Source organism: Pseudomonas viridiflava (assembly GCF_003702045.1).
GTDB lineage: Bacteria > Pseudomonadota > Gammaproteobacteria > Pseudomonadales > Pseudomonadaceae > Aquipseudomonas > Aquipseudomonas viridiflava_C.
On sequence record NZ_RBTP01000042.1, the window covers coordinates 224,275 to 247,135 of the forward strand.

The 22,861-nt window shown below is 57.7% G+C and carries 21 protein-coding genes; 17 read left to right on the forward strand and 4 right to left on the reverse strand.

The window, feature by feature from the left end:
• From ispG to ALP40_RS14545, 8 genes are all read left to right on the forward strand, one after another.
• The gene (ispG, locus tag ALP40_RS14510) at positions 1-1,110 is read left to right on the forward strand and encodes a flavodoxin-dependent (E)-4-hydroxy-3-methylbut-2-enyl-diphosphate synthase (RefSeq protein ID WP_122208929.1); all 1,110 of its coding nucleotides are present in this window, start codon (positions 1-3) and stop codon (positions 1,108-1,110) included.
• Positions 1,111-1,132: 22 nt separating this feature from the next.
• Positions 1,133-2,422: a histidine--tRNA ligase gene (hisS, locus tag ALP40_RS14515; protein ID WP_122208930.1), complete on the forward strand. Its 1,290-nt coding sequence runs from the start codon at positions 1,133-1,135 to the stop codon at positions 2,420-2,422.
• Between the two features lie 39 nt (positions 2,423-2,461).
• Complete coding sequence (locus ALP40_RS14520) at positions 2,462-3,103, forward strand: tetratricopeptide repeat protein (protein WP_122208931.1); 642 nt, start codon at positions 2,462-2,464, stop codon at positions 3,101-3,103.
• On the forward strand, positions 3,096-4,247 hold the full coding sequence (gene bamB / locus ALP40_RS14525) for an outer membrane protein assembly factor BamB (RefSeq protein WP_122208932.1): 1,152 nt from the start codon (positions 3,096-3,098) through the stop codon (positions 4,245-4,247). The genes ALP40_RS14520 and bamB overlap by 8 nt, the downstream gene beginning before the upstream one ends.
• Positions 4,248-4,387: 140 nt before the next feature.
• Positions 4,388-5,857 carry a ribosome biogenesis GTPase Der gene (gene der / locus ALP40_RS14530; protein WP_004878760.1) on the forward strand — a complete coding sequence of 490 codons (1,470 nt, stop codon included), beginning with the start codon at positions 4,388-4,390 and terminating at the stop codon, positions 5,855-5,857.
• A gap of 120 nt (positions 5,858-5,977) precedes the next feature.
• A complete protein-coding gene (locus ALP40_RS14535) occupies positions 5,978-7,126 on the forward strand; it encodes a pyridoxal phosphate-dependent aminotransferase (RefSeq protein WP_122208933.1) in 1,149 nt (382 codons plus the stop codon).
• Positions 7,114-7,905, forward strand: coding sequence for an amidohydrolase (locus ALP40_RS14540; RefSeq protein WP_122208934.1), 792 nt, complete (start codon positions 7,114-7,116; stop codon positions 7,903-7,905). The genes ALP40_RS14535 and ALP40_RS14540 overlap by 13 nt, the downstream gene beginning before the upstream one ends.
• A gap of 57 nt (positions 7,906-7,962) precedes the next feature.
• Positions 7,963-8,388 (forward strand): hypothetical protein, encoded by a 426-nt coding sequence (locus ALP40_RS14545; RefSeq protein ID WP_122208951.1) that lies wholly within the window; start codon positions 7,963-7,965, stop codon positions 8,386-8,388.
• A gap of 82 nt (positions 8,389-8,470) precedes the next feature.
• On the opposite strand, the gene ALP40_RS14550 is transcribed toward ALP40_RS14545, so the two are convergent.
• The 4 genes from ALP40_RS14550 to xseA form a co-directional block, all read right to left on the reverse strand.
• A complete protein-coding gene (locus ALP40_RS14550; protein WP_122208935.1) occupies positions 8,471-9,340 on the reverse strand; it encodes an oxaloacetate decarboxylase in 870 nt (289 codons plus the stop codon).
• 367 nt (positions 9,341-9,707) lie between these two features.
• A complete protein-coding gene (gene leuA / locus ALP40_RS14555) occupies positions 9,708-11,378 on the reverse strand; it encodes a 2-isopropylmalate synthase (protein WP_122208936.1) in 1,671 nt (556 codons plus the stop codon).
• A gap of 1,062 nt (positions 11,379-12,440) precedes the next feature.
• Positions 12,441-13,265 carry a peptidoglycan DD-metalloendopeptidase family protein gene (locus ALP40_RS14565; protein WP_122208937.1) on the reverse strand — a complete coding sequence of 275 codons (825 nt, stop codon included), beginning with the start codon at positions 13,263-13,265 and terminating at the stop codon, positions 12,441-12,443.
• 7 nt (positions 13,266-13,272) lie between these two features.
• Positions 13,273-14,652 (reverse strand): exodeoxyribonuclease VII large subunit, encoded by a 1,380-nt coding sequence (gene xseA / locus ALP40_RS14570; RefSeq protein ID WP_181113663.1) that lies wholly within the window; start codon positions 14,650-14,652, stop codon positions 13,273-13,275.
• Between the two features lie 144 nt (positions 14,653-14,796).
• On the opposite strand from xseA, the gene ALP40_RS14575 reads away from it, so the two are divergent.
• From ALP40_RS14575 to ALP40_RS14615, 9 genes are all read left to right on the forward strand, one after another.
• Positions 14,797-15,576: a sulfite exporter TauE/SafE family protein gene (locus ALP40_RS14575; RefSeq protein ID WP_122208938.1), complete on the forward strand. Its 780-nt coding sequence runs from the start codon at positions 14,797-14,799 to the stop codon at positions 15,574-15,576.
• A gap of 76 nt (positions 15,577-15,652) precedes the next feature.
• Positions 15,653-16,201, forward strand: coding sequence for a sugar ABC transporter ATPase (locus ALP40_RS14580; protein WP_122208939.1), 549 nt, complete (start codon positions 15,653-15,655; stop codon positions 16,199-16,201).
• 94 nt (positions 16,202-16,295) lie between these two features.
• Positions 16,296-17,765, forward strand: coding sequence for an IMP dehydrogenase (guaB, locus tag ALP40_RS14585; protein ID WP_122208940.1), 1,470 nt, complete (start codon positions 16,296-16,298; stop codon positions 17,763-17,765).
• Positions 17,766-17,870: 105 nt separating this feature from the next.
• Positions 17,871-19,448, forward strand: coding sequence for a glutamine-hydrolyzing GMP synthase (guaA, locus tag ALP40_RS14590; protein WP_004878783.1), 1,578 nt, complete (start codon positions 17,871-17,873; stop codon positions 19,446-19,448).
• Between the two features lie 307 nt (positions 19,449-19,755).
• Positions 19,756-20,961 (forward strand): site-specific integrase, encoded by a 1,206-nt coding sequence (locus tag ALP40_RS14595; RefSeq protein ID WP_122208953.1) that lies wholly within the window; start codon positions 19,756-19,758, stop codon positions 20,959-20,961.
• A 136-nt stretch (positions 20,962-21,097) separates the two neighbouring features.
• Positions 21,098-21,955 (forward strand): ATP-binding protein, encoded by an 858-nt coding sequence (locus ALP40_RS14600; protein WP_122208941.1) that lies wholly within the window; start codon positions 21,098-21,100, stop codon positions 21,953-21,955.
• Positions 21,955-22,176 (forward strand): hypothetical protein, encoded by a 222-nt coding sequence (locus ALP40_RS14605; protein ID WP_221034597.1) that lies wholly within the window; start codon positions 21,955-21,957, stop codon positions 22,174-22,176. Before ALP40_RS14600 ends, ALP40_RS14605 begins: the two co-directional genes overlap by 1 nt.
• A 4-nt stretch (positions 22,177-22,180) precedes the next feature.
• Positions 22,181-22,420 (forward strand): hypothetical protein, encoded by a 240-nt coding sequence (locus ALP40_RS14610; protein ID WP_122208942.1) that lies wholly within the window; start codon positions 22,181-22,183, stop codon positions 22,418-22,420.
• A gap of 3 nt (positions 22,421-22,423) precedes the next feature.
• Positions 22,424-22,801 (forward strand): hypothetical protein, encoded by a 378-nt coding sequence (locus ALP40_RS14615; protein ID WP_122208943.1) that lies wholly within the window; start codon positions 22,424-22,426, stop codon positions 22,799-22,801.
• The last annotated feature ends 60 nt before the right edge of the window (positions 22,802-22,861 follow it).

Here is a 22,861-nt window from a genome sequence, read left to right on the forward strand (position 1 = left end):
ATGCACGGCGAATCCCCGATCAAGCGTCGCGAATCCCGAAAAATATGGGTTGGTTCTGTTCCTGTCGGCGGTGATGCCCCGATTGCAGTGCAGAGCATGACCAACAGTGACACCAACGATGTGGCGGCCACGGTTGCACAGATCAACCGGCTGGAAGCGGCCGGTGTCGATATCGTTCGGGTTTCCGTACCGGACATGGATGCAGCCGAAGCATTCGGTCGCATCAAGCAACTGGTCAAGGTGCCGTTGGTGGCCGATATCCATTTCGACTACAAGATTGCACTGCGCGTGGCCGAACTGGGCGTCGACTGCCTGCGCATCAACCCAGGCAACATCGGTCGCGAAGACCGCGTTCGCGCAGTGGTTGATGCTGCTCGCGACCGTGGCATCCCGATCCGTATTGGCGTCAACGCCGGTTCCCTGGAAAAAGACCTGCAGAAGAAATACGGCGAGCCCACGCCCGCTGCGCTGGTCGAGTCGGCATTGCGTCACGTCGAGCACCTGGACCGGTTGAATTTCCCGGACTTCAAGGTCAGCGTGAAGGCGTCCGACGTGTTCATGGCCGTCGAAGCCTATCGCCTGCTGGCCAAGCAGATCATCCAGCCGCTGCACCTGGGCATCACCGAAGCGGGTGGATTGCGTTCAGGCACAGTGAAATCGGCTGTCGGCCTAGGTATGCTGCTTGCCGAGGGGATTGGCGATACTATCCGCATCTCGCTGGCCGCTGATCCGGTCGAAGAGGTGAAAGTCGGTTACGACATCCTCAAATCGTTGCGCCTTCGTTCCCGTGGCATCAACTTCATCGCCTGCCCGAGTTGCTCGAGGCAGAATTTTGATGTGGTCAAGACCATGAACGAGCTGGAAGGTCGTCTCGAAGATTTGCTGGTGCCGCTGGATGTTGCCGTCATCGGTTGTGTGGTCAATGGTCCAGGTGAAGCCAAGGAGGCGCACGTCGGCCTTACGGGCGGTACGCCGAACCTGATCTACATCGATGGCAAGCCTGCGCAGAAACTGACCAATGACAATCTCGTGGATGAGCTTGAACGCTTGATTCGCGAGAAAGCGGCTCAAAAGGTCGAAGCCGACGCCTCGGTCATCGTGCGCGGCTAACCCGTATTGCTAAGGATTTTTTGTGAGTAAGTCTCTGCAAGCCATTCGTGGCATGAACGACATCCTGCCCGAGCAGACCCCGCTGTGGCGTCATTTCGAAGGCACTGTTTCGCGTCTGCTCGATAACTACGGTTACCGGCAGATTCGCATGCCTATCGTCGAATTCACCGACCTGTTCAAGCGCTCCATCGGTGAAGTCACCGACATCGTCGAGAAAGAGATGTACACCTTTGCCGATCGCAATGGTGACTCCCTCACGCTGCGTCCTGAAGGCACGGCAGCGTGCGTGCGTGCCGTGCTTGAGCATGGCATTACCGGTGGCGGCCAGGTCCAGAAACTGTGGTACATCGGGCCGATGTTTCGCCACGAGCGTCCGCAGAAAGGCCGTTATCGCCAGTTTCACCAGATCGGCGTGGAAGTCTTCAACCTCGACGGTCCGGACATCGACGCCGAATTGATCGTCATGACCTGGCGTCTCTGGGGCATGCTGGGCATTCGCGACGCGGTCAAGCTGGAGCTCAACAGCCTGGGCACCAGCGAAGCGCGGGCACGTTATCGCGACGCACTGGTCGAGTTTCTTTCTGCCCGTCTCGATCAACTGGACGAAGACAGTCAGCGCCGCCTGAAAACCAACCCGCTGCGCGTTCTGGATACCAAGCACCCTGAAACTCAGGCCGTGCTGGTGGATGCCCCCAAGCTGGCCGACTATCTGGACGATGAATCCCGTGTGCATTTCGACGGCCTGAAAGCCCGTCTGGACGCAGCCGGTATTCCCTATGTGATCAACCCCAAGCTGGTGCGCGGGCTGGATTACTACAGCAAGACCGTTTTCGAATGGGTCACCGACAAACTAGGTGCCCAGGGCACTGTCTGTGCTGGCGGCCGTTACGACGGCCTGGTCGAGCAGATGGGCGGCAAGTCGACAGCAGGTGTCGGTTTCGCGATGGGCATCGAGCGTCTGGTTCTGCTGCTTGAAACCCTTGATCAGATCCCTGAAGAAATTTCCCGTCAGGTCGACGTTTACCTGTGCGCGTTCGGCGAAGCTGCCGAGCTGGCCGGGCTGACCCTGGCCGAACAGGTGCGTGACCGGTTGCCCAACCTGCGTCTGCAGATCAATGCCGGTGCCGGAAGCTTCAAGAGCCAGTTCAAGAAGGCCGACAAGAGCGGCGCGCTGTATGCTCTGATCCTCGGCGACGAAGAACTCTCCCAGAAGATCATTGGCGTCAAACCCCTGCGCGGTCAGGGTGAACAACAAAATATTGCCTGGGACGCTCTGTCAGAGCACCTGGCCTCCTGCGTCGTGCAGGGTTGAAGCTGATTAACAGCCGTTTTAGCGAATAGGAGTATTGGGGTGTCGAGTTCTGAAGATGATGAGCTGGCGGGAGTGAAGGACTGGTGGCAGCGCAACGGCAAACCCCTGCTTACAGGTGGTCTGCTGGCGCTGGTCGTGGTCCTGGGCTGGCAGTACTGGCAGAGATCTCAGGCCAGCCAGTCGCAAGGCGCCTCGATGCTCTATCAGCAATTGTTGGAAACCGCGTTGACGCCAAGCGGCCAGGCAGACACCACACGTGTCGCCGAGATATCCGGCAAGCTTAAAAGCGAATACGGCGGCACCACTTATGCCCAATACGGCAGTCTTTTCGTCGCCAAAGTGGCGGTTGATGCCGGTAAACTCGACGACGCGGCTGCCGAGCTGAAAGTGGTCGCCGACAAGCCTGCCAACGACACGCTGGGCGAAATTGCCCGTCAGCGTCTGGCTCGCGTGCTGGCTGCACAGAACAAGGCTGATGACGCGCTGAAACTGCTGGAAGGCGATGCTGATAAATCGTTCCTGGCCAGCCGTGAAGAACTCAAAGGTGACCTGCTGGTTCAGCTGGGTCGTACCGACGAGGCACATGCTGCATACCAAAAGGCCAAATCCGCTCTGTCTGAAGAAGCAGCGGTTGGTGGCCTGCAAATGAAGCTCGACGATCTGGCGAAAGGGGATGCGTGACGTGATTCGTTGGAAACATGCAGCATTGCTGGCTCTGGCCATTCTGGCCGCGGGTTGCAGCAGCAACAGCAAGAAAGAACTGCCGCCGGCCGAGCTGACCGACTTCAAGGAAGAAGTGGTCCTGCAAAAGCAGTGGAGCCGCTCCATCGGTGACGGCCAGGGCAAGACTTACAACATGCTGGTTCCGGCCATTGATGGCGACCGCATTTATGCGGCCGACGTTACCGGCGAAGTCGTTTCGCTGGACCGCCTGACGGGCGACGTGATCTGGAAGAAGGATCTCGAGCTGCCAGTCTCCGGTGCGGTAGGCGTGGGTTACGGCCTGGTGATGATCGGCACCCTCAAGGGTGAAGTGGTCGCTATGGACGCCACCACCGGCGAAGAAAAGTGGCGCGCTCGCGTGACCAGCGAAGTGCTGGCCCCGCCTGCCACCAACGGCAGCGTTGTCGTGGTCCAGACGCAGGATGATCGCGTGGTCGGCTTCGATGCCTCCACCGGCTCCCAGCTCTGGATCTACGAAAGCACCCCTGCGGTACTGACGTTGCGTGGTACTGGCGCTCCGCTGGTGACCAACCGTCTTGCAGTGGCAGGTCTGTCCACCGGTAAAGTGGTGGCGTTGGACATCACCAATGGTGTGCCGATCTGGGAGCAGCGCGTAGCCGTTCCGCAAGGTCGTTCGGAACTGGACCGTGTCGTCGATATCGACGGAGGTCTGTTGCTGTCTGGCGGTACACTGTACGTCGCAACCTATCAGGGCCGCGTTGCCGGTCTTGAACTGGAAAGCGGTCGTGTGCTGTGGCAACGCGATGCGTCGAGCTACTCAGGCGTAGCTCAAGGCTTCGGCAGCGTTTATGCCACCCTGGCTTCCGGCACCGTCGAAGGCATTGACGAGCGTTCTTCGTCGGCCTTGTGGAGCAACGAATCTCTGGCTCGTCGCCAATTGGGCGCGCCGGAAGTGTATTCCAGCTACATCGCAGTCGGCGACATGGAAGGCTACCTTCACCTGTTGAGCCAGGTAGACGGTCGTTTCGTGGGACGTCAGCGTATCGACAGCGACGGCCTGCGTGCCCGTCCGCTGGTGGTTGGAGACATGATTTACGTGTATGGCAACAGCGGCAAACTGGAAGCCCTGACCATCAAGTAAAGAGTGAACATGCCGCAGGCCCAAGGCCTGTGGCGACCTTGCCCAGGCAAGGCTGCAGTGCCTTCGGGCACTGCCCCGAACTCCGGCCGCTGCCCTGCAGCGGCTTTTGTATTTTCTGAAATAACGAAGTGGAGAGCCGCATGGTTCCCGTAATCGCCCTGGTGGGTCGACCGAACGTCGGCAAGTCCACCATGTTCAACCGCCTGACCAGGACCCGCGACGCTATTGTCGGCGATCTGTCCGGTCTTACCCGTGATCGCCAATACGGAGAGGCGAAGTGGCAGGGGCGCTCCTACATTCTGATCGACACCGGCGGTATCTCCGGTGACGAGCATGGCATGGACGAAAAGATGGCCGAGCAGTCGCTGCTGGCCATTGAAGAGGCCGATGTGGTGCTGTTTCTTGTAGACGCCCGAGCAGGCTATACCGCTGCCGATCAGATGATTGGCGAGCACCTGCGCAAACGTAACAAGCGTTCCTACGTGGTCGCCAACAAGATCGACAACATCGACGAAAACCTGGCCCGTGCCGAGTTCAGTCCGATGGGTCTGGGTGACGCCATTCCGGTGGCTGGCGCTCATGGTCGCGGTATCTCACAGATGCTGGAAATCGCTCTGCGCGAATTCCCACGCGATGAAGACGATCAGGAAGACGCTGAAGTCGAAGAAGTGGCCGAAGGTCAGGAAGCCAAGCGCATTCCCGGTCCGAGCGAGAAAGACGGCATCAAGATCGCCATCATCGGTCGCCCCAACGTCGGCAAGTCGACGCTGGTCAACCGCATGCTGGGTGAAGACCGGGTGATCGTGTACGACGAGCCGGGCACCACGCGCGACAGTATCTACATCCCCTTCGAGCGTAACGAAGAGAAGTACACGCTGATCGACACCGCCGGTGTGCGCAAGCGCGGCAAGATCCACGAGGAGGTTGAGAAGTTCTCGGTGGTCAAGACGTTGCAGGCCATCAAGGACGCCAACGTGGTGATCTTCGTGATGGATGCCCGCGAGGGTGTTGTCGATCACGACCTTAACCTGCTGGGCTTTGCGCTTGAAGCTGGCCGTGCGTTGGTCATCGCGCTCAACAAGTGGGATGGCATGACACCCGGCGAGCGTGACTACGTGAAGGTTGAACTGGAACGTCGGCTGTTCTTCGTCGACTTCGCGGACATCCACTTCATCTCGGCCTTGCACGGCACGGGCGTGGGCAACCTGTATCAGTCGGTACAGAACTCGTTCAAGTCTGCCGTTACTCGCTGGCCTACCAGCCGCCTGACCCAGATTCTCGAAGATGCGGTCAGTGAGCACGCGCCACCGATGGTCGGCAGCCGCCGTATCAAGTTGCGTTACGCTCACTTGGGCGGCGCCAACCCGCCGTTGATCGTGATCCACGGCAACCAGGTCGAGAAGGTTCCCAAGTCTTACGTCCGCTACCTGGAAAACACCTATCGCCGCGTGCTCAAGCTGGTCGGCACGCCGATCCGTATCGAGTTCAAGGGCGGTGAGAACCCGTACGAAGGCAACAAGAACACGCTCACGGACCGTCAGGTCAACAAGAAGCGTCGGATGATGTCGCACCACAAGAAAGCCGACAAGAAGCGCCGCGACAAGCGCTGAATCGTCTGTAGGAAATGTACGAAAAAGGCACCTCTGGTGCCTTTTTTTATGCGCGCTCCTTGGGCTATCCTGCCTGACCCGTGCCGTCGTGGTGCCGGGGGACTGCAGGGAAAGGGCTTCATGATCGACAGCAAGCTGCCTAATGTGGGCACCACCATCTTCACCGTCATGTCACAACTGGCTGCCGAAACCGGCGCCATCAACCTGTCTCAGGGCTTTCCCGATTTCGATGGCCCGCAAGCGCTGCGCGATGCAGTGTGCCGTCACGTCATGCAGGGTCACAACCAGTATTCACCCATGACCGGCCTGCCGGCGCTTCGTCAGCAGGTTGCGGCCAAGATCGCCCGCAGTTACGGGCGCACCGTCAGCCCTGACGCCGAAATCACCATTACGCCTGGTGCCACGCAGGGGATCTTTTGCGCGGTTCAGACCGTCATTCGTCCTGGTGACGAAGTGATCATCTTCGACCCGTGCTACGACAGCTATGAGCCTGCAGTCGAGCTGGCTGGCGGGCGTTGCGTCCATGTGCAGTTAGGCCTGGATGACTTCTCTATCGACTGGCAAAAACTCAGCGAAGCGTTGAGTCCGCGCACACGCATGATCGTCATCAACAGCCCGCATAACCCGAGTGGTGCGCTGATCAGTCGCGCCGAGCTTGATCGGCTGGCGGCATTGATTGCCGAACGTGACATCTACCTGCTCAGCGATGAGGTGTACGAGCATCTGGTGTTCGACGGCCTGCGGCACGTGAGCGTGCTGGATCACGAGGAGCTGTATCAGCGTGCGTTCGTGGTGAGTTCGTTCGGCAAGACCTATCACGTAACAGGATGGAAAACCGGTTACGTAGTTGCACCGCCCGCGTTGACTGCCGAGATGCGCAAGGTGCATCAGTACGTGAGCTTCTGTGGCGTGACACCGTTGCAATTCGCGCTGGCTGATTTTATGGCTGAGCATCCTGAACATGTCGAGGAGCTGCCTGCCTTCTACCAGGCCAAGCGCGATTACTTCTGCGATCAATTGAAAGCGTCACGCTTCAGTTTCGAGCCTGTCGGCGGGACTTATTTTCAGTTGGTGGATTACTCGCAAATCCGCCCGGACCTCAACGATGTCGACATGGCGCTGTGGATGACCCGTGAACACGGCGTGGCCAGCATACCTATCTCTGTGTTCTATCAGAGCCCGCCTGAAGGCCAGCGATTGATTCGGCTGTGCTTTGCCAAGCAAGAGGAGACGCTGCGTCTGGCGGCGGAGAAATTATGCGCGATCTGACTCAACTGCCTGACCTGAAGCTTGCCCTGATTCAAACGACGTTGGCCTGGCATGACAGGGACGCCAACCTGGAGCATTTCGAATGTCTGTTGGATCAGGCGCAGGGTGCTGATCTGGTGATTCTGCCGGAGATGTTTACCACCGGTTTTTCGATGGAGTCCGAAGCGCTCGCAGAGCCCGAAGCCGGGCCGACCTCCGACTGGTTGCTGACGCAGGCCAAGCGACTCGATACTGTGATTACGGGCAGTGTGATCATTCGTGCCGCCGATGGCAGCCATCGCAACCGTCTGCTGTGGGCACGCCCGGATGGCGAGTTGCTGCATTACGACAAGCGCCATCTGTTTCGCATGGCAGGCGAACATGAGCATTACACAGCCGGTGAGCGGCAGGTGATGTTCGAACTCAAGGGTTGGCGGATCCGTCCATTGATTTGCTACGACTTGCGCTTCCCGGTCTGGAGCCGTGACGCTCAGGACACTGATCTGCTCCTGTATACCGCCAACTGGCCTGGTGCCCGACGTCTGCACTGGAATCGGCTCCTGCCTGCCAGGGCGATTGAAAACCTCTGCTATGTGGCTGCAGTGAATCGGGTTGGCACCGACGGCAAGGGCTTCGCGTATACCGGGGACAGTCAGGTGCTGGATTTTCAGGGCGAGAGCCTGTTCAGTGCGGGGGAGGCGGACGGCGTCTTTCAGGCGACCCTCAACGCTGCCGATCTTCAGTCCTATCGCACGCGCTTTCCCGCCGGACTCGACGCGGATTCATTTATTATCAGCTAAATGCTTCAGAATGTTACGAGCCTGCCGATAGCGTTCGCAGACTACCCGGAGATCGCCATGACTACCATCAATACGTCCTCGCTTAACGCTTACTCAAGCTCATTTGCGGTAACGATAAAAAATCAGGATGCACAGGCAGCCGCCGCTGCTGCCACGGATGGTGAAAAGAAGACTGCGGAGGTGAATCTGGAAAGTGCCAAGGCGACCGCTGCACCCGAAGGCGGAAGTGCCGGAGGCTCCAGCAAGTCGGCACTCGATGAAACGATGGAAAAGATAAAAGAGCAGATCAAGCAGGCGCAAAAGCAATTGGCTCAGCAGCAGGCTCAGTTGGCCGCATCGCAGAACAGTGGCACGCCCGAAGAGAAGGCTCAGAAGGCCTTGGCCATCCAGACACAGATCATGGCCACCAGCGCCACCTTGCAGACCCTGCAAGGTGCGTTGTTGCAATTGCAGACTGAGGGCGGTGTTAAAACCACTGCCTGATGCCCCCTCGTGGCACCTATGAAAAAGCCTCCGTCTCTAATGAGAGGGAGGCTTTTTCGTTCATGCCGTACAGCCTTTGCCGTTACTCGTTCACATTCATGAACTTCTTCGCCCACTCCACATAGTCTTCCGGCTGCGTGTAGGTATGGGTCAGTTCGGTCGCGCTCATGTTCGACGTGCTGCCCAGAATCTGGCGCTGCTCGCGCAGGCAGTCATACGTCGCCTTGATGGCTGCGAAGTACGCAGCATGCCCATGCACGCAGACACGTACGCCCATCTGGGCCAGGCGGTCGTTGTCATGCAGTTCAGGGTTGCCATAGGTGACCAGCATCAGCGGCACGGTAACGCCTTCGGAAATCTGGGCCAAATGATCGAAGTCACGGATGCCGACGATGGTGATGCCGTCAGCGCCAGCGCTCTGGTACTGCTGCACGCGACTGATCGCTTCCTGAACAGGGATGATCGCCGCATTGGTGCGGGCGAAGATCGACATTTCCGGGTCGACACGTGCTTCCAGGGCGGCGCGAATCTTGCCGACGCCTTCCGCGGTTGAAATCAGGTCAGTCGATTTACGGCCAAATTGCGCCGGTAGCAGGGTGTCTTCGATGGTCAGGGCCGAGATTCCGGCGCGTTCCAGTTCAGTGACCGTGCGCATGACGTTAAGGGCATTGCCGTAGCCATGATCTGCGTCTGCAATGACGGGAAGTTGGGCGACGCGACCAATGCGCGTGGCTTGTTCGACGAATTCGCTGAGGGTGATCAGTGCGAAATCGGGCGCTGCCAGTACTTGCAGCGACGCGACCGATCCGCCAAGGATACCGACTTCAAAACCCAGATCGGCGGCAATGCGCGCAGACATCGGGTCGAATACCGAAGCGGTGTGATAGCAGGATTTTGACGAGGTCAGCTCACGAAAGCTGCGGCGCAGGTCTTGATGGGAAGCCTTGGGCATAATCGCTCCAAATGTGATTGGATCAGCTCGGCGTCGATGGGCCGATGCTGTTTTCAATGCACGGGAGGTCTGCCCGTGCATGTTTTTCGTCCGGGAAACACTGCAATAGTCGTCTTGGTTTTTATAGAAAGATGGAGCGGGCAGGTCAATTCAGACGGGCATCTTCAGCCTATGAATGGCTGTTCGATTCAAGTCAGTCTGAGGTAAGGGCAGCATGCTACCACAGCATAAATGGAAAAGAGTATGCCGAAACGGACAGGGCCATGCACAGAATGGAATAGTCAGAGGGCGCGCAGAACAGAGGCGGGGAGTGGTGCGTAAAAGGTGAAAAGGCAGCGGATCAGTGTCCGCCGCCCTTTTCGATCAATCAGGCAGCCTTGGCTTGGGCCTGGCTGAGCGAGCGGTTCAATGCACTGAACAGTGCGCGGAAGCTGGCAGTGGTGATGTTTTCATCAATACCCACGCCGTGTACGGCCTTGTCGCCATTCACGCGCAACTCGATGTAGGCAGCGGCCTTGGCCGTGGTGCCGGATCCAATGGCATGCTCGTTGTAGTCCATGATTTCTACGGAAATAGGCAGGCCAGCCACCAAGGCTTCCAGAGCACCTTTGCCCTTGCCGCGCCAGTGCTGGGTTTCGCCATCGACGTGGACTTCAGCATCGACCGAGCTGTTGCCGTTCTCTTCCTGCAACTTGTGGCTGATCAACGCATAAGGTGTGTTGGCCTGCAGGTATTCACGACGCAGCAAGGAATGGATTTGCTCGGCTGTCATTTCCAGGCCCAGACGATCGGTTTCGCCCTGAACCACCTGGCTGAACTCGATCTGCATGCGACGCGGCAGCGAGATACCGTATTCCTGTTCCAGGAGGTAGGTGATACCGCCTTTGCCCGACTGGCTGTTGACGCGAATCACTGCCTCGTAGCTACGGCCGATGTCCGCCGGGTCGATTGGCAGGTAAGGCACTTCCCACAACTCGCCTTCTTTCTGCTGGGTGAAGCCCTTGCGGATGGCGTCCTGGTGCGAGCCGGAGAAGGCGGTGTGAACCAGGTCACCCACGTACGGGTGACGCGGGTGAACCGGGATCTGGTTGCATTCTTCGACGACTTTGCGCACGCCGTCAATGTCCGAGAAGTCCAGCTCAGGGTGGATGCCCTGGGTGTAGAGGTTCAGCGCAACGGTAACCAGATCGACGTTACCGGTCCGCTCACCGTTGCCGAACAGGCAGCCTTCGACGCGGTCTGCACCCGCCATCAGGCCCAGCTCGGTGGCAGCGACGCCGGTGCCACGGTCGTTGTGGGTGTGCAGGCTGATCAACACACTGTCACGACGGGTGATGTGGCGGCCAAACCATTCGATCTGGTCGGCATAGATGTTAGGCGTGGCCACTTCAACGGTGGCCGGCAGGTTCAGGATTACTTTGTTCTGAGGTGTCGGGTTCCAGACCTCGATCACCGCGTCGCAGACTTCCTTGGCGAACTCCAGCTCGGTCGCGCTGAATGTCTCCGGTGAGTACTGGAATGTCCACTGGGTTTCAGGCTGCTGAGCGGCATATTTAACGAAAAGCCTGGCGGCATTGACCGCGATATCCTTCACGCCAGCCTTGTCCTGATTAAAGACGATGCGGCGGAACGACGGGCACGTCGCGTTATAAAGGTGAACAATGGCTTTCTTGGCGCCGCGCAGGGATTCGAACGTACGCGCGATCAAGTCTTCACGGGCCTGGGTCAGTACCTGAATGGTGGTGTCATCCGGGATATGGCCGTCTTCGATCAGGGTGCGCACGAAGTCGAAATCGGTCTGTGAAGCGGACGGGAACGAGGCTTCGATTTCCTTGACGCCGACGCTGACCAACGTCTTCCAGAAGCGCAGTTTCTTGGCAGCATCCATAGGCTCGATCAGCGATTGGTTACCGTCACGCAAGTCGGAACTGCACCAGATCGGCGCCGCAGTGATGGTCTTGGAAGGCCATGTGCGGTCAGGCAGATCAATGGTCGCGAACGCGCGGTACTTCTTCGAGGGATCTTTGAGCATGGTCATGTGGAGAGTCCTTTGTGCTAATAGGCCGGAAAGAGGCGGCCAACCGTTGTCGCAAATTAGGGTCGAGGCACTGCGATCCAGCCCGGCAGTCGTGCGCTGACCAGGCTGAGGCACCGATGTTGGCGCAACAGGAATAGGGTGTGAGAGGTTTTCATGAGGCCAACCGTAACCATTGGGGTGGACGATGGCAAGTACTTGAAAATAATTGAGATAAATCCTTGTTATCTTTGGGTTTTGGCTTTTTTATTGCGCTACTGCTAAGTTTTTATCTAAGTTATTGTTGCCGGATAGTGATGTGCGCAAGACGCTCTTGGGCATGGTTCTGAAGCGAGGGGTGGATAATGAACGAGGAAGACTGGAAGCACCTGAATGCGTTGCGAGAGGTCGCGGTAGAGCGACTGTTCGACCGCATTTTCGAAAATCTGCAACAGTCCATTCAGGCGCATGAGAAACCGGGCGTGAGAAGGTATTGGTTGCAAAGGAGGTTATAGATGCGGGATTGAAAGAGGTGAGGTACACGTTTGATTCGCTCAGGCTCTCTCGTTCCAATGCCAACATCATTCTATTGGCGATGGTGAACGCAGAGCTGATTACAGAACAGGAAATGGCGGGCTTCAGTGAGGACGTCCAGCAACATATCTCAAGTATCCTCGACGACCCGCTCTGATGGTGAACATAGCAATCGCTTACGTGCGGGTGGCCTCATCGCACTGACGTAGCGCTGTCGCGCAGCAAACGTCGTGGGAGCGGACTTGTCCGCGAATGCGGAGTTTCAGCCACTACATCTGCGTCGAATGTACCGGCCTTTTCTCGGGTAAACGGAACGCCGCCCGGTCCGCTCCCACGAAATCGAGTTTCTTCAGCGGGTTACAGTTGAAAGCTCCCACGCCCTGCGGGCATAAGCAGATTTCAGCGTTTCTGTAGGCGTTTGATATTGACTGACAAGAGGTGCTTGCCGACGATCGCCTCGAACCCGTCACGGGCAGACCGCTTGAGAAAGCATCGCGGGCAAGCCGCGTCCCACTATCTTGTGTCTGGTGCAGATCTGTTACCTGCCTACCCTCAAGGCTGAAACGCACCGATGAAGATCGCTGGATCGACGCGTGCATCGTTCAAGCTGACGTTCCAGTGCATGTGCGGGCCTGTCGCACGTCCTGTCGCACCGACTTTGCCGACAACGCCGCCGCGGGGCACGAGGTCGCCCTGTTTCACGTCAATCTTCGACATGTGGCAAAACATGCTGATAAAGCCCTGTCCGTGATCGACGAACACGGTATTACCGTTGAAAAAGTAATCACCAATCAGGATGACCTTGCCGGCCGCCGGAGACTTGATCGGTGTGCCTGCAGGCACTGCGAAATCGAGGCCTGCGTGCGGGTTGCGTTCTTCGCCGTTGAAGAAGCGGCGAACCCCGAACTTGCTGGACAGGGGGCCGTTGACCGGCTTGTCCAGAATCAGGTTGCTTGGCGTGCCGGGGCTGAAGCTGCGGTAGGCGCGGATCTGCTCGGCCAGCTCGCCCTCAATGCGTTTGTTGTCTTCAGGGTTTGGATTGACCTGACGCTTGTTCTTCAGGGTGATGCGCTGCTCCGGGTATTTCTTGGTGCCAACGGTAAAGCTCAGCGAGCGGCCGCCCGATGCGATCTGCTCAGTGCCCGGTTTGACGGTCAGCGGAATGCCGACAATCGCCAGCCAGCGCGTGCCTTGCTCCTTGACCACCAGCACCGGCTTGCCTTGATAAGTCGCGGTCGGCGCCTGCGCACCCGTGCCCAAATCAATAACAGCGACTCCGCCGGGCACCGGCTTGTTGAGCGCGCGGGTGATGAAGCTGTCGGCCTGGGCGGGCAGACACAGCAGTAAAGCGAACAGCGGGGCGATAAAACGTAGCATCGGGCAGTCAGTCCAGAAGGGAGAGGGTCACGGGTGTCAGATGATTGTCCTCGACCCGCACGTGCAGTTCGCCTTCACCCAGCTTCGCAGTCAGGCGCTGGCCGGGCTGAGTTTGTGCGGCGTCGCGGATCGCGTGACCTCGTTCGTCGAGCAGAATGCTGTAGCCGCGACCCAGGGTAGCGAGCGGGCTGACGACGTTGAGGGTCTGAACCTGGCTTTGCAGATGGAGCTTGCGGGTCTTGATCTTTTCTCGAATGGCGCGTGGCAGGCGCTCGGCCAGAACATCCAGGCGCTGGCGCAGAAACGCCAGAGTGCGTCCCGGGTGCTGGGCAGCGAGGCGGCTTTCCATATGGGCCAAACGCACCTGACGCTTGTGCATGTTTTGCTCGAAAGCGCGGCGCATGCGCATGTCCAGATCATCAAGGCGCTGTGACTGTTGACGCAGACGTTCACCGGGATGACGCAAGCGTCGGGAAATCCCTTCAAGGCGCAAACGCTCGCGCATCAGGCGATCCTGCATGCGGCTGACCAGTCGGCGATGCAGGTTGTCGACGCGGCGGTGCAGGTCGCTGGAATCGGGGGCCAGCAGCTCGGCGGCGGCGGATGGCGTCGGCGCACGTACGTCGGCCACGAAGTCGCTGATCGATACGTCGGTTTCATGGCCGACCGCGCTGACAATGGGCGTAACGCACGCATCGATGGCGCGGGCCACGGCTTCTTCGTTGAAGCACCACAGGTCTTCCAGCGATCCGCCACCGCGGGCGAGAATCAAAGCATCGAAACCTCGGGAATCGGCGAGTTTGAGGGCGCGCACGATCTGGTTGATCGCTTCGCGCCCCTGAACGGCAGTCGGGATCAGCGTCAGCTCGACACGCGGCGCGCGACGGCGGAACACGCTGATGATGTCGCGGATCACGGCGCCGGTGGGCGAGCTGATGATGCCGATACGCTGCGGGTGCAGGGGCAGGGCGACCTTGCGTTCGGCGCTGAACAGGCCTTCGTCGCTGAGCTTGGCTTTCAGCGCATCGAACGCCAGACGCAGCGCGCCATCGCCAGCAGGTTCTACCGTGTCGAGGATCAGCTGATAATCGCCACGACCCTCGAACAACGACACCTTGCCGCGTACCTTGACCTGCAAGCCATCCTTGAGCGCTTGCCTGACCCGTGCCGCGCTCTGGCGAAACAGCGCGCAACGCACCTGAGCGCCGGAATCTTTCAGCGTGAAATACACATGGCCCGATGCCGGGCGCGAAAGGTTGGAAATCTCGCCCTCGACCCAGATGCTGCTGAACACGTCTTCCAACAACACCCGCGCACGGCCGTTGAGCTGGCTGACAGTAAGGACTTCCCGGTCGAGGCCGAGTCTTGCGAAAGGGTCTTTGATCATGTCGGGCATCATAAAGGCAATGTCGGTTGAGCGCACGAGGTCTGCGCGCCTCACGCCGGTCGCCCCTCCAGGCAATCCTGAGCGTGAAGCGGCAGACCCGCGCCTTTGCTAAAGTCCGTTCAGTCCCTCCAGAAAGGAAGCATCGTGGGCGATATCGAGGTGTTTGCAGCATTTGCGCAACTGGGCTTTACGCCGCTCGACTGGCTGATCATTGAGTTCAGCGTGGCCGCCGCTTATATCGTCTTTGGCATCGCCGGTTTCGGCACGGCGCTGGTGGCAGGCCCCATCCTGATTCACTTCATGCCGCTGTCACGCATCATTCCGCTGCTGGTCATGCTCGATTTTCTCGCCGCCTTCGGCAATCTACTGCCATCCCGCCGGTCAGTGGCCAAAACCGAGCTTCTGCGCCTGCTACCCTGCATGGCGGTGGGCTGCACGCTGGGTGTGCTGTTCCTGCTCAATCTGAAATCCGATCTTTTGCTTCTGTTAATGGGCATCTTTGTCACGGCTTACGCGCTGTACAGCCTGGCGGTGAAGGTGCGGCCTACACAGCTTGCCGCAGGCTGGGCCATTCCGATGGGCACCCTTGGGGGTCTGTTCGGTGCCTTGTTTGGCAGTGGCGGCTTTTTATATGCGATCTACCTCACCAGTCGCCTGACCTCTAAAGAGCAGGCGCGGGCCACCCAAAGCGCGCTCATCAGTTGCAGCACCGTCGTGCGTCTGAGCCTGTTTCTGATTGCGGGGGTCTACGCCGAAATGCCGCTGCTGGTGCTGGGTGTCTGTCTGTTGCCGGCGATGCTGATCGGCTCTTGGGTGGGGAGGGCGCTGACCAAAAAGCTGTCCCGCGAAACCTTCGTGCGTCTGGTGACCTGGCTGGTGTTGGTGAGCGGCATTGCCCTGATCGGCCGTTATATAGCAGGTTGATCAGGGATTTGAACTTGACCTGAGCCGACGGCGGATTAAGCTGCCGCCTCGATCCCGTACCCAGCGACACTCTGCCATGAACACCCAAAGCATCATCGTCCCGCAAATTTCCACCTTCCCGGCGCATGAGGCCAGAGCGCGCCTGATCCTGCGCTGGTTGATCAAGCTCAACGTGGTCGAACCCGAGCTGACCACCTGCGGGCGTTCCGGAAGCAAAATGGCCTATGCGTTGGCGCCGGGAGCCAGAAGGGTGGTGCATAACCCGGATGCGCTGCCGTTCGGGCAGACGGTAAACGGCCTGGAGATCGTGACCAAGCGCTGTATCTTCACGCCGCTCAACCACTTCGCGGAAGAAGCTGGCTGCCCGGAATGTCGCCGCGAAATTGGCGAGGCGCTGTTCGACAGTCTCGAAGACTGGATGCCCGGCCACACCGACAACTTCACCTGCCCTGAATGCCGTTACGAAGACGACATCAACGGCTTTCTCTTTCTGGATGCCTGCGGTTTTTCCAACCTGGGATTCATCTTCAACAATTGGCTGGATGCGCCTTTTACCCAGACTTTTCTGGACGACTTCGCCGAACGTCTGGATCGTCCGGTGTCTTTCGTAAAAGTGCGTCTATAAAAGGCTTCAATAATAGACTGAGGTTTACATTGAGCCGGGCGGGGTGTGTGGGTATAATGGCGCGCTTCCAATTTCCCGCCCGGGAGCCCCCGCGATGCTGCGTATCAGTCAAGAAGCCCTTACATTCGACGACATTCTCCTTGTGCCCGGTTATTCCGAGGTACTGCCCAACGAAGTCAGTCTGAAAACCCGTTTGACCCGTGGCATCGAGCTGAATATTCCTTTGGTCTCCGCTGCAATGGACACCGTCACTGAGGCCCGTCTGGCAATCGCCATGGCCCAGGAAGGCGGTATCGGTATCATCCACAAGAACATGACGGTCGAGCAGCAAGCTGCCGAAGTGCGCAAGGTCAAGAAGTTCGAGGCCGGTGTCGTCAAAGACCCGATCACGATCGAAGCCGACGCCACCGTTCGCGATCTGTTCGAGCTCACCCGCATGCACAACATTTCCGGCGTGCCCGTGCTGCATGATGGCGACCTGGTCGGCATCGTGACCTCCCGCGACGTACGTTTCGAAAACCGTCTTGATGTCCCTGTCCGCGAAGTGATGACGCCCAAAGAGCGTCTGGTCACCGTGCGCGAAGGCGCAGACAAAAACGAAGTGCGTGAGCTGTTGCACAAGCACCGTCTGGAGAAAGTCCTGATCGTTGACGCGAATTTCGCGCTCAAGGGCATGATGACCGTCAAGGACATCGAAAAGGCCAAGGCCTACCCGCTGGCCAGCAAGGATGATCAGGCTCGTCTACGTGTCGGTGCTGCAGTCGGCACCGGCAAGGACACCGGCGAGCGCGTCACTGCGCTGGTTGCCGCCGGCGTTGACGTGATTGTCGTCGATACCGCGCACGGTCACTCCAAAGGCGTGATCGACCGCGTTCGCTGGGTCAAGGAAAACTTCCCGCAAGTGCAGGTCATCGGCGGCAACATTGCCACCGGTGAAGCGGCCAAGGCGCTGGTCGCCGCGGGCGCTGACGCGGTCAAGGTCGGCATCGGTCCTGGCTCAATCTGCACCACCCGTATCGTTGCCGGTGTCGGCGTTCCACAAATCAGCGCTATCGCCAACGTTTCCGCTGCCCTTGAAGGCACTGGCGTGCCAATGATCGCCGACGGCGGTATTCGCTTTTCCGGTGACCTGTCCAAGGCCATCGTGGCAGGCGCATCCTGCGTGATGATGGGCTCGATGTTTGCCGGTACTGAAGAAGCGCCGGGCGAAATCGAACTGTTCCAGGGCCGTTCCTACAAAGCGTATCGCGGCATGGGTTCGCTGGGTGCAATGTCCCAGGCGCAAGGCTCGTCCGACCGCTACTTCCAGGACTCGTCCGCAGGTGCCGAAAAACTGGTCCCGGAAGGTATCGAAGGCCGTGTTGCCTACAAAGGCCCGCTGTCCGCGATCATCCATCAGTTGATGGGCGGTCTGCGTTCCTCGATGGGTTACACCGGCAGCGCCACCATCGAAGAGATGCGCACCAAGCCTGAATTCGTGCGCATTACTGGTGCGGGCATGGCTGAATCCCACGTTCACGACGTGCAGATCACCAAGGAAGCGCCGAACTACCGCGTTGGTTGATCCGGATTGCATCGTGGTTCACGCCGCGATGCAGCCCAGCAAGTTTCATAGCCGGGGCTGTTGACGCAGCCCCGTGTCGTTTCTGTTTTTTGACGAGAATGAGTCATGGCCCTCGACATTCACGCCCACCGTATCCTGATCCTCGACTTCGGTTCCCAGTACACCCAGCTGATCGCCCGCCGCGTGCGTGAAATCGGCGTGTACTGCGAACTGCATCCGTTCGACATGGACGACGAAGCGATTCGCGAATTCGCCCCACGCGGCATCATCCTCGCCGGTGGCCCGGAGTCCGTGCACGAAGCCAACAGCCCGCGCGCACCGCAGGCCGTGTTCGACCTCAACGTTCCCATCTTCGGCATCTGCTACGGCATGCAGACGATGGCTGAACAGCTGGGCGGCCGCGTTGCCGGTTCCGACCTGCGCGAGTTCGGTTATGCTCGCGTCGACGTCGTCGGCAAGAGCCGCATCCTCGACGGCATCGAAGACCACATCGACGCCGATGGCGTGTTCGGTCTCGACGTCTGGATGAGTCACGGCGACAAGGTCACTGAAATTCCGGACGGCTTTCACGTCCTGGCCAGCACCCCGAGCTGCCCGATCGCCGGCATGGCCGACGACACCCGCGGCTACTACGGCGTGCAGTTCCATCCCGAAGTGACCCACACCAAGCAGGGCGGTCGCATCCTGTCGCGCTTCATCCTCGACATCTGCGGCTGCGAAGCGCTGTGGACACCGTCGCACATCGCTGATGACGCCATCGCGACCATTCGCGCTCAGGTGGGCACCGACAACGTCCTGTTGGGCCTGTCAGGCGGCGTGGACTCCTCCGTGGTCGCAGCCCTGCTGCACAAGGCCATTGGCGATCAACTGACCTGCGTCTTCGTCGACAACGGCCTGCTGCGCCTGCACGAAGGCGAGCAGGTCATGGCCATGTTCGCCGAGAACATGGGCGTCAAGGTCATCCGCGCCAACGCCGAAGAGCAGTTCCTGAACAATCTGGAAGGCGAGAGCGATCCAGAGAAAAAACGCAAGATCATCGGCCGCACCTTCATCGACGTGTTCGATGCCGAGTCCTGCAAGCTGGACAACATCAAGTACCTGGCGCAAGGCACCATCTACCCGGACGTGATCGAGTCGGCTGGCGCGAAAAGCGGCAAGGCGCACGTCATCAAGTCGCACCACAACGTGGGCGGCCTGCCGGAAGAAATGAACCTCAAACTGGTCGAGCCCCTGCGCGAACTGTTCAAGGACGAAGTCCGCCGCCTGGGCCTTGAACTTGGCCTGCCTTACGACATGGTCTACCGTCACCCATTCCCAGGCCCAGGCCTGGGCGTGCGCATCCTGGGTGAAGTGAAAAAGGAATACGCCGACCTGCTGCGTCGCGCCGACCACATCTTCATCGAAGAACTGCGCAAGGCCGACTGGTACCACAAAGTCAGCCAGGCTTTCGTCGTGTTCCAGCCCGTCAAATCGGTAGGCGTCGTCGGCGACGGCCGTCGTTACGCCTGGGTTGTCGCACTGCGCGCCGTAGAAACCATCGACTTCATGACCGCACGCTGGGCGCACCTGCCCTACGAGCTGCTGGAAACCGTGAGTGGCCGCATCATCAACGAGATCGAGGGTATTTCCCGCGTTACTTATGATGTGTCGAGCAAGCCGCCTGCGACGATTGAGTGGGAATGATTGGACGTCCGGCATTGTCCGGCATGATCTAGCAAGAAATGCCCTGGAGCCCGCGTAATTGCGGGCTTTTGGCTTTTTGGGTCTGGCACGTCCAGGCAGTGTTTTGCATCGCCAAGCATGGTTTTTTTATGGCATGGTACGGGGTACCAACTGCATTCGATGCCATGCATGACGCTTGATACCATGTCCCTTGTTTCAGGATGGGCATGGTATCGGGATAGCCAAGAGGCCCGGTTTTACTGGGGTTAAGCCCTATTCTTCCGCGCTTTTCAGAGCATGGTATTTTTTCATGGAATAAATGGAAGCCATGCTCACTGATACCAAGCTTCGAAACCTCAAGCCGCAAGACAAGCTCTACAAGGTGATTGACCGCGATGGCTTGTACGTAGCGGTTACACCGGCCGGCTCAATCTCCTTCCGCTACAACTACTCCATCAATGGCCGACAGGAGACCATCACCTTCGGTCGTTATGGCTTGGGCGGGATCACCCTGGCAGAGGCACGTGAGCGGCTAGGGGAAGCGAAGAAGATGATCGCCGCTGGCAAGTCTCCAGCTAAGGAAAAAGCACGTGCGAAGGCCCGCACGAAGGGCGCTGAGACTTTTGATGCTTGGGCTGAAAAATGGCTACGCGGCTACCAGATGGCGGACTCGACACGAGACATGCGCCGATCAGTCTATGAGCGCGAGTTGAAGCCGAAGTTTGGTAATCAGAAGCTGGCTGAAATCACTCATGAGGATCTGCGGGCGCTGACTGATACGATAGTGGAGCGTGGGGCGCCTGCAACTGCTGTCCACTCCCGTGAGATCGTGCTACAGGTCTTTCGCTGGGCCATTGAGCGTGGCGAGAAGGTTGAAAACCCAGCGGATCTGGTGAGGTCTGCCAGCATCGCCAAATTTGAGCCACGTGATCGGGCGCTGACGCCTGATGAAATTGCGCTGATGTATCAGTACATGGACAGGATTGGTACCGCGACGTCGGTTCGCGCCGCAGCCAAGCTTCTTTTGCTGACGATGGTGCGCAAGAGCGAGCTGACCAACGCGACGTGGAGTGAGATCAATTTCAGCGAGGCGCTGTGGACTATCCCCAAGGAGCGGATGAAGCGCCGAAACCCTCATTTAGTGTTTCTGTCCCGGCAGGCATTGGATTTCTTCATCGCGTTGAAGACTCTGGCTGGAGGTTCTGAGTACGTTCTGCCGTCACGCTACGACTCCGATTTACCAATGAGTGCGGCCACGATCAATCAGGTACTGACGCTGACCTACCGTCTTGCTCAGAAGGAAGGGGTACCTCTAGGAAAGTTCGGCCCCCACGACCTACGCCGCACAGCTAGCACGCTGCTGCATGAGGCGGGTTACAACTCTGACTGGATCGAGAAGTGTTTGGCGCACGAACAGAAGGGTGTGCGAGCCGTCTACAACAAGGCCGAGTACCGTGATCAGCGCCGAGCGATGCTCCAAGACTGGGCGGATATGATCGACGAATGGACGCTTAAGAAAACTCTGAAAAAATGAGTAGCTTGCATGGTTGCCTCTGAGATATTGATGGAAGCCGTAAGGGCCATCCAAGCTTTCGGTACGAGATTCAATCGGGACGATTCGGGCGGGTGGGGTTAGCATTGGAGCTTGCTCCGAAATCATAGAAAAAATTATGGATATTGTCGTTCGAATTGACTCAAATGAAATTGAAAAAAAACTGCGTTCATCGCTCATCTATGGCAATGATTTGCAGCTAACCAGGATGCACAAGCTCTGTGAGTTGACGGCTTCTGCTGCCTCACAGGGTATGCTTGCGGCCTTGGATTTTCTGCCGACAATACTACTGTTCGGTCCGCCCAATACGGGGAAGACGACGCTTGCATATAGGTTGTTAAGTAGGGTTAAGGAGGCAAACAACAATGCCAATCTATATCATTTGAATTTTTCACAAGCGATGTCCGCTGAATATGGGGAAACTTCAAAGAATATTGCAAAGGCGTTCGATTCTTTGAGTCAGAACACCGCTGACGACGAGTTTAAAATCCTTCTGATCGACGAGATCGACCAGTTCTGCATGTCAAGAAGCAGGGCCAACGAGCATGACGCATCAAGAAGAGCCATGTCTGCCCTCATGCTTGAACTAGACAAACTCCACCCCTCTAGCCATCCGCGATTGATTGTCATTGCTGCAACTAATGTCCAAGACAAAATCGACAATGCTGTTGTTCGAAGATTTTGCCTTAAACTAAGAGTTAACGAAAAGCTGAAGCGAGAAGACTTTGAGCGCTATATAGCCAAACTGGCGGAGTGTGTTGTCGGTCTGACGAGTGTCGACAGTTTTAGCGTTTGTCAATTCAATAGCCTGTACCAAGCGTACAATAATTCTAACCTCACCATTCCCGACATTAAGGGGATATTCAGGAACGTCGTTCTTGACGGTTTTCATGATTTTGATATGTTTTTTTCAGAACTGGATCAAGGATTTAGATCGGGATACAGTTCTATTGACAATGCCGTGGAGGCCCTTTAGTGACTAAAGTCTTCGAAACAGATGAAGATGAGATGATCTATCATCTTTTACTTCATCGCGACACAATCAGCTGGCTGTGCGAACAATTGGATAGAATGGGGATAAAGAATACAAGAACCCGTGGCAATAGTGCTGAGGGCGATATTCTACTTATCAAGCCAGAGGATGCGGAAGTAGTCAGGCAGATGATCCGTGAGCTTCACAAGAAATTCAACGAGTAGAGTGATGACCAGTAAAAAATTGCCACCGCCGTCAATCGAAGTGAAAACTAACTATGTTCACAAAGGCATAGTTGAAGAGATGCTTAGAAAGCGAGAGGCCGCTGGCGTAGACCCTATTGCCATCCTGACAACAGAAAGGTTTTCCGGTCCAGCCATCGAACTGATGGATAGTAAAAATATTGCTTGGGCGATCATCCCGGAGTCGGAGATCAGAGGCACAGAAGGCAAGGAACAGGAGAAGTAACTTATGAATATTCAAACATATGTAGTTGACAAAAATGGCCAGGTGCTTGATATGCAGGTCTTCGATTTTTCTGACGAGTTATTTATGCACTTAGCAAAATCGGAGTTTTCCAAGCTCGGAGTCTCGGTCAAGACTACCGTAGTCATTGATGAAGAGCACGTAGAGCTAAAGCTGGTGCAGCTTTCCCGGCACGTCAGACACGCGCTGGCTGGCTACCTCAAAGATTTCCTAGTCGACTTTCTGAAGGAATCCTTGAGGAAAATGGGACGCTCCCCTTCAAAAATAGAATATCAGGAGTACACAGTGGATCTGAAAGTAATTCCGGACTTGATTCGGTGTATCGAAAACGAAAAATACACGCACCTTAATCGCATGGGTTAATGGGTCACAAAGTTTTACTGTCTGGGGGGTAAGTGGCCGCTAGTGTGCTGTTCGCGAAAT

Bases quoted from the DNA above. Each gene is read 5' to 3' on its own strand.
- guaA (WP_004878783.1), top strand. From the start codon at position 17,871: ATGGCCCTCGACATTCACGCCCACCGTATCCTGATCCTCGACTTCGGT.
- ALP40_RS14545 (WP_122208951.1), top strand. From the start codon at position 7,963: ATGACTACCATCAATACGTCCTCGCTTAACGCTTACTCAAGCTCATTT.
- ALP40_RS14535 (WP_122208933.1), top strand. From the start codon at position 5,978: ATGATCGACAGCAAGCTGCCTAATGTGGGCACCACCATCTTCACCGTC.
- ALP40_RS14565 (WP_122208937.1), bottom strand. From the start codon at position 13,265: ATGCTACGTTTTATCGCCCCGCTGTTCGCTTTACTGCTGTGTCTGCCC.
- ALP40_RS14595 (WP_122208953.1), top strand. From the start codon at position 19,756: ATGCTCACTGATACCAAGCTTCGAAACCTCAAGCCGCAAGACAAGCTC.
- ispG (WP_122208929.1), top strand. From the start codon at position 1: ATGCACGGCGAATCCCCGATCAAGCGTCGCGAATCCCGAAAAATATGG.
- ALP40_RS14580 (WP_122208939.1), top strand. From the start codon at position 15,653: ATGAACACCCAAAGCATCATCGTCCCGCAAATTTCCACCTTCCCGGCG.
- guaB (WP_122208940.1), top strand. From the start codon at position 16,296: ATGCTGCGTATCAGTCAAGAAGCCCTTACATTCGACGACATTCTCCTT.
- ALP40_RS14615 (WP_122208943.1), top strand. From the start codon at position 22,424: ATGAATATTCAAACATATGTAGTTGACAAAAATGGCCAGGTGCTTGAT.
- ALP40_RS14550 (WP_122208935.1), bottom strand. From the start codon at position 9,340: ATGCCCAAGGCTTCCCATCAAGACCTGCGCCGCAGCTTTCGTGAGCTG.
- xseA (WP_181113663.1), bottom strand. From the start codon at position 14,652: ATGATCAAAGACCCTTTCGCAAGACTCGGCCTCGACCGGGAAGTCCTT.
- leuA (WP_122208936.1), bottom strand. From the start codon at position 11,378: ATGACCATGCTCAAAGATCCCTCGAAGAAGTACCGCGCGTTCGCGACC.
- bamB (WP_122208932.1), top strand. From the start codon at position 3,096: ATGCGTGACGTGATTCGTTGGAAACATGCAGCATTGCTGGCTCTGGCC.
- der (WP_004878760.1), top strand. From the start codon at position 4,388: ATGGTTCCCGTAATCGCCCTGGTGGGTCGACCGAACGTCGGCAAGTCC.
- ALP40_RS14540 (WP_122208934.1), top strand. From the start codon at position 7,114: ATGCGCGATCTGACTCAACTGCCTGACCTGAAGCTTGCCCTGATTCAA.
- ALP40_RS14600 (WP_122208941.1), top strand. From the start codon at position 21,098: ATGGATATTGTCGTTCGAATTGACTCAAATGAAATTGAAAAAAAACTG.
- ALP40_RS14610 (WP_122208942.1), top strand. From the start codon at position 22,181: ATGACCAGTAAAAAATTGCCACCGCCGTCAATCGAAGTGAAAACTAAC.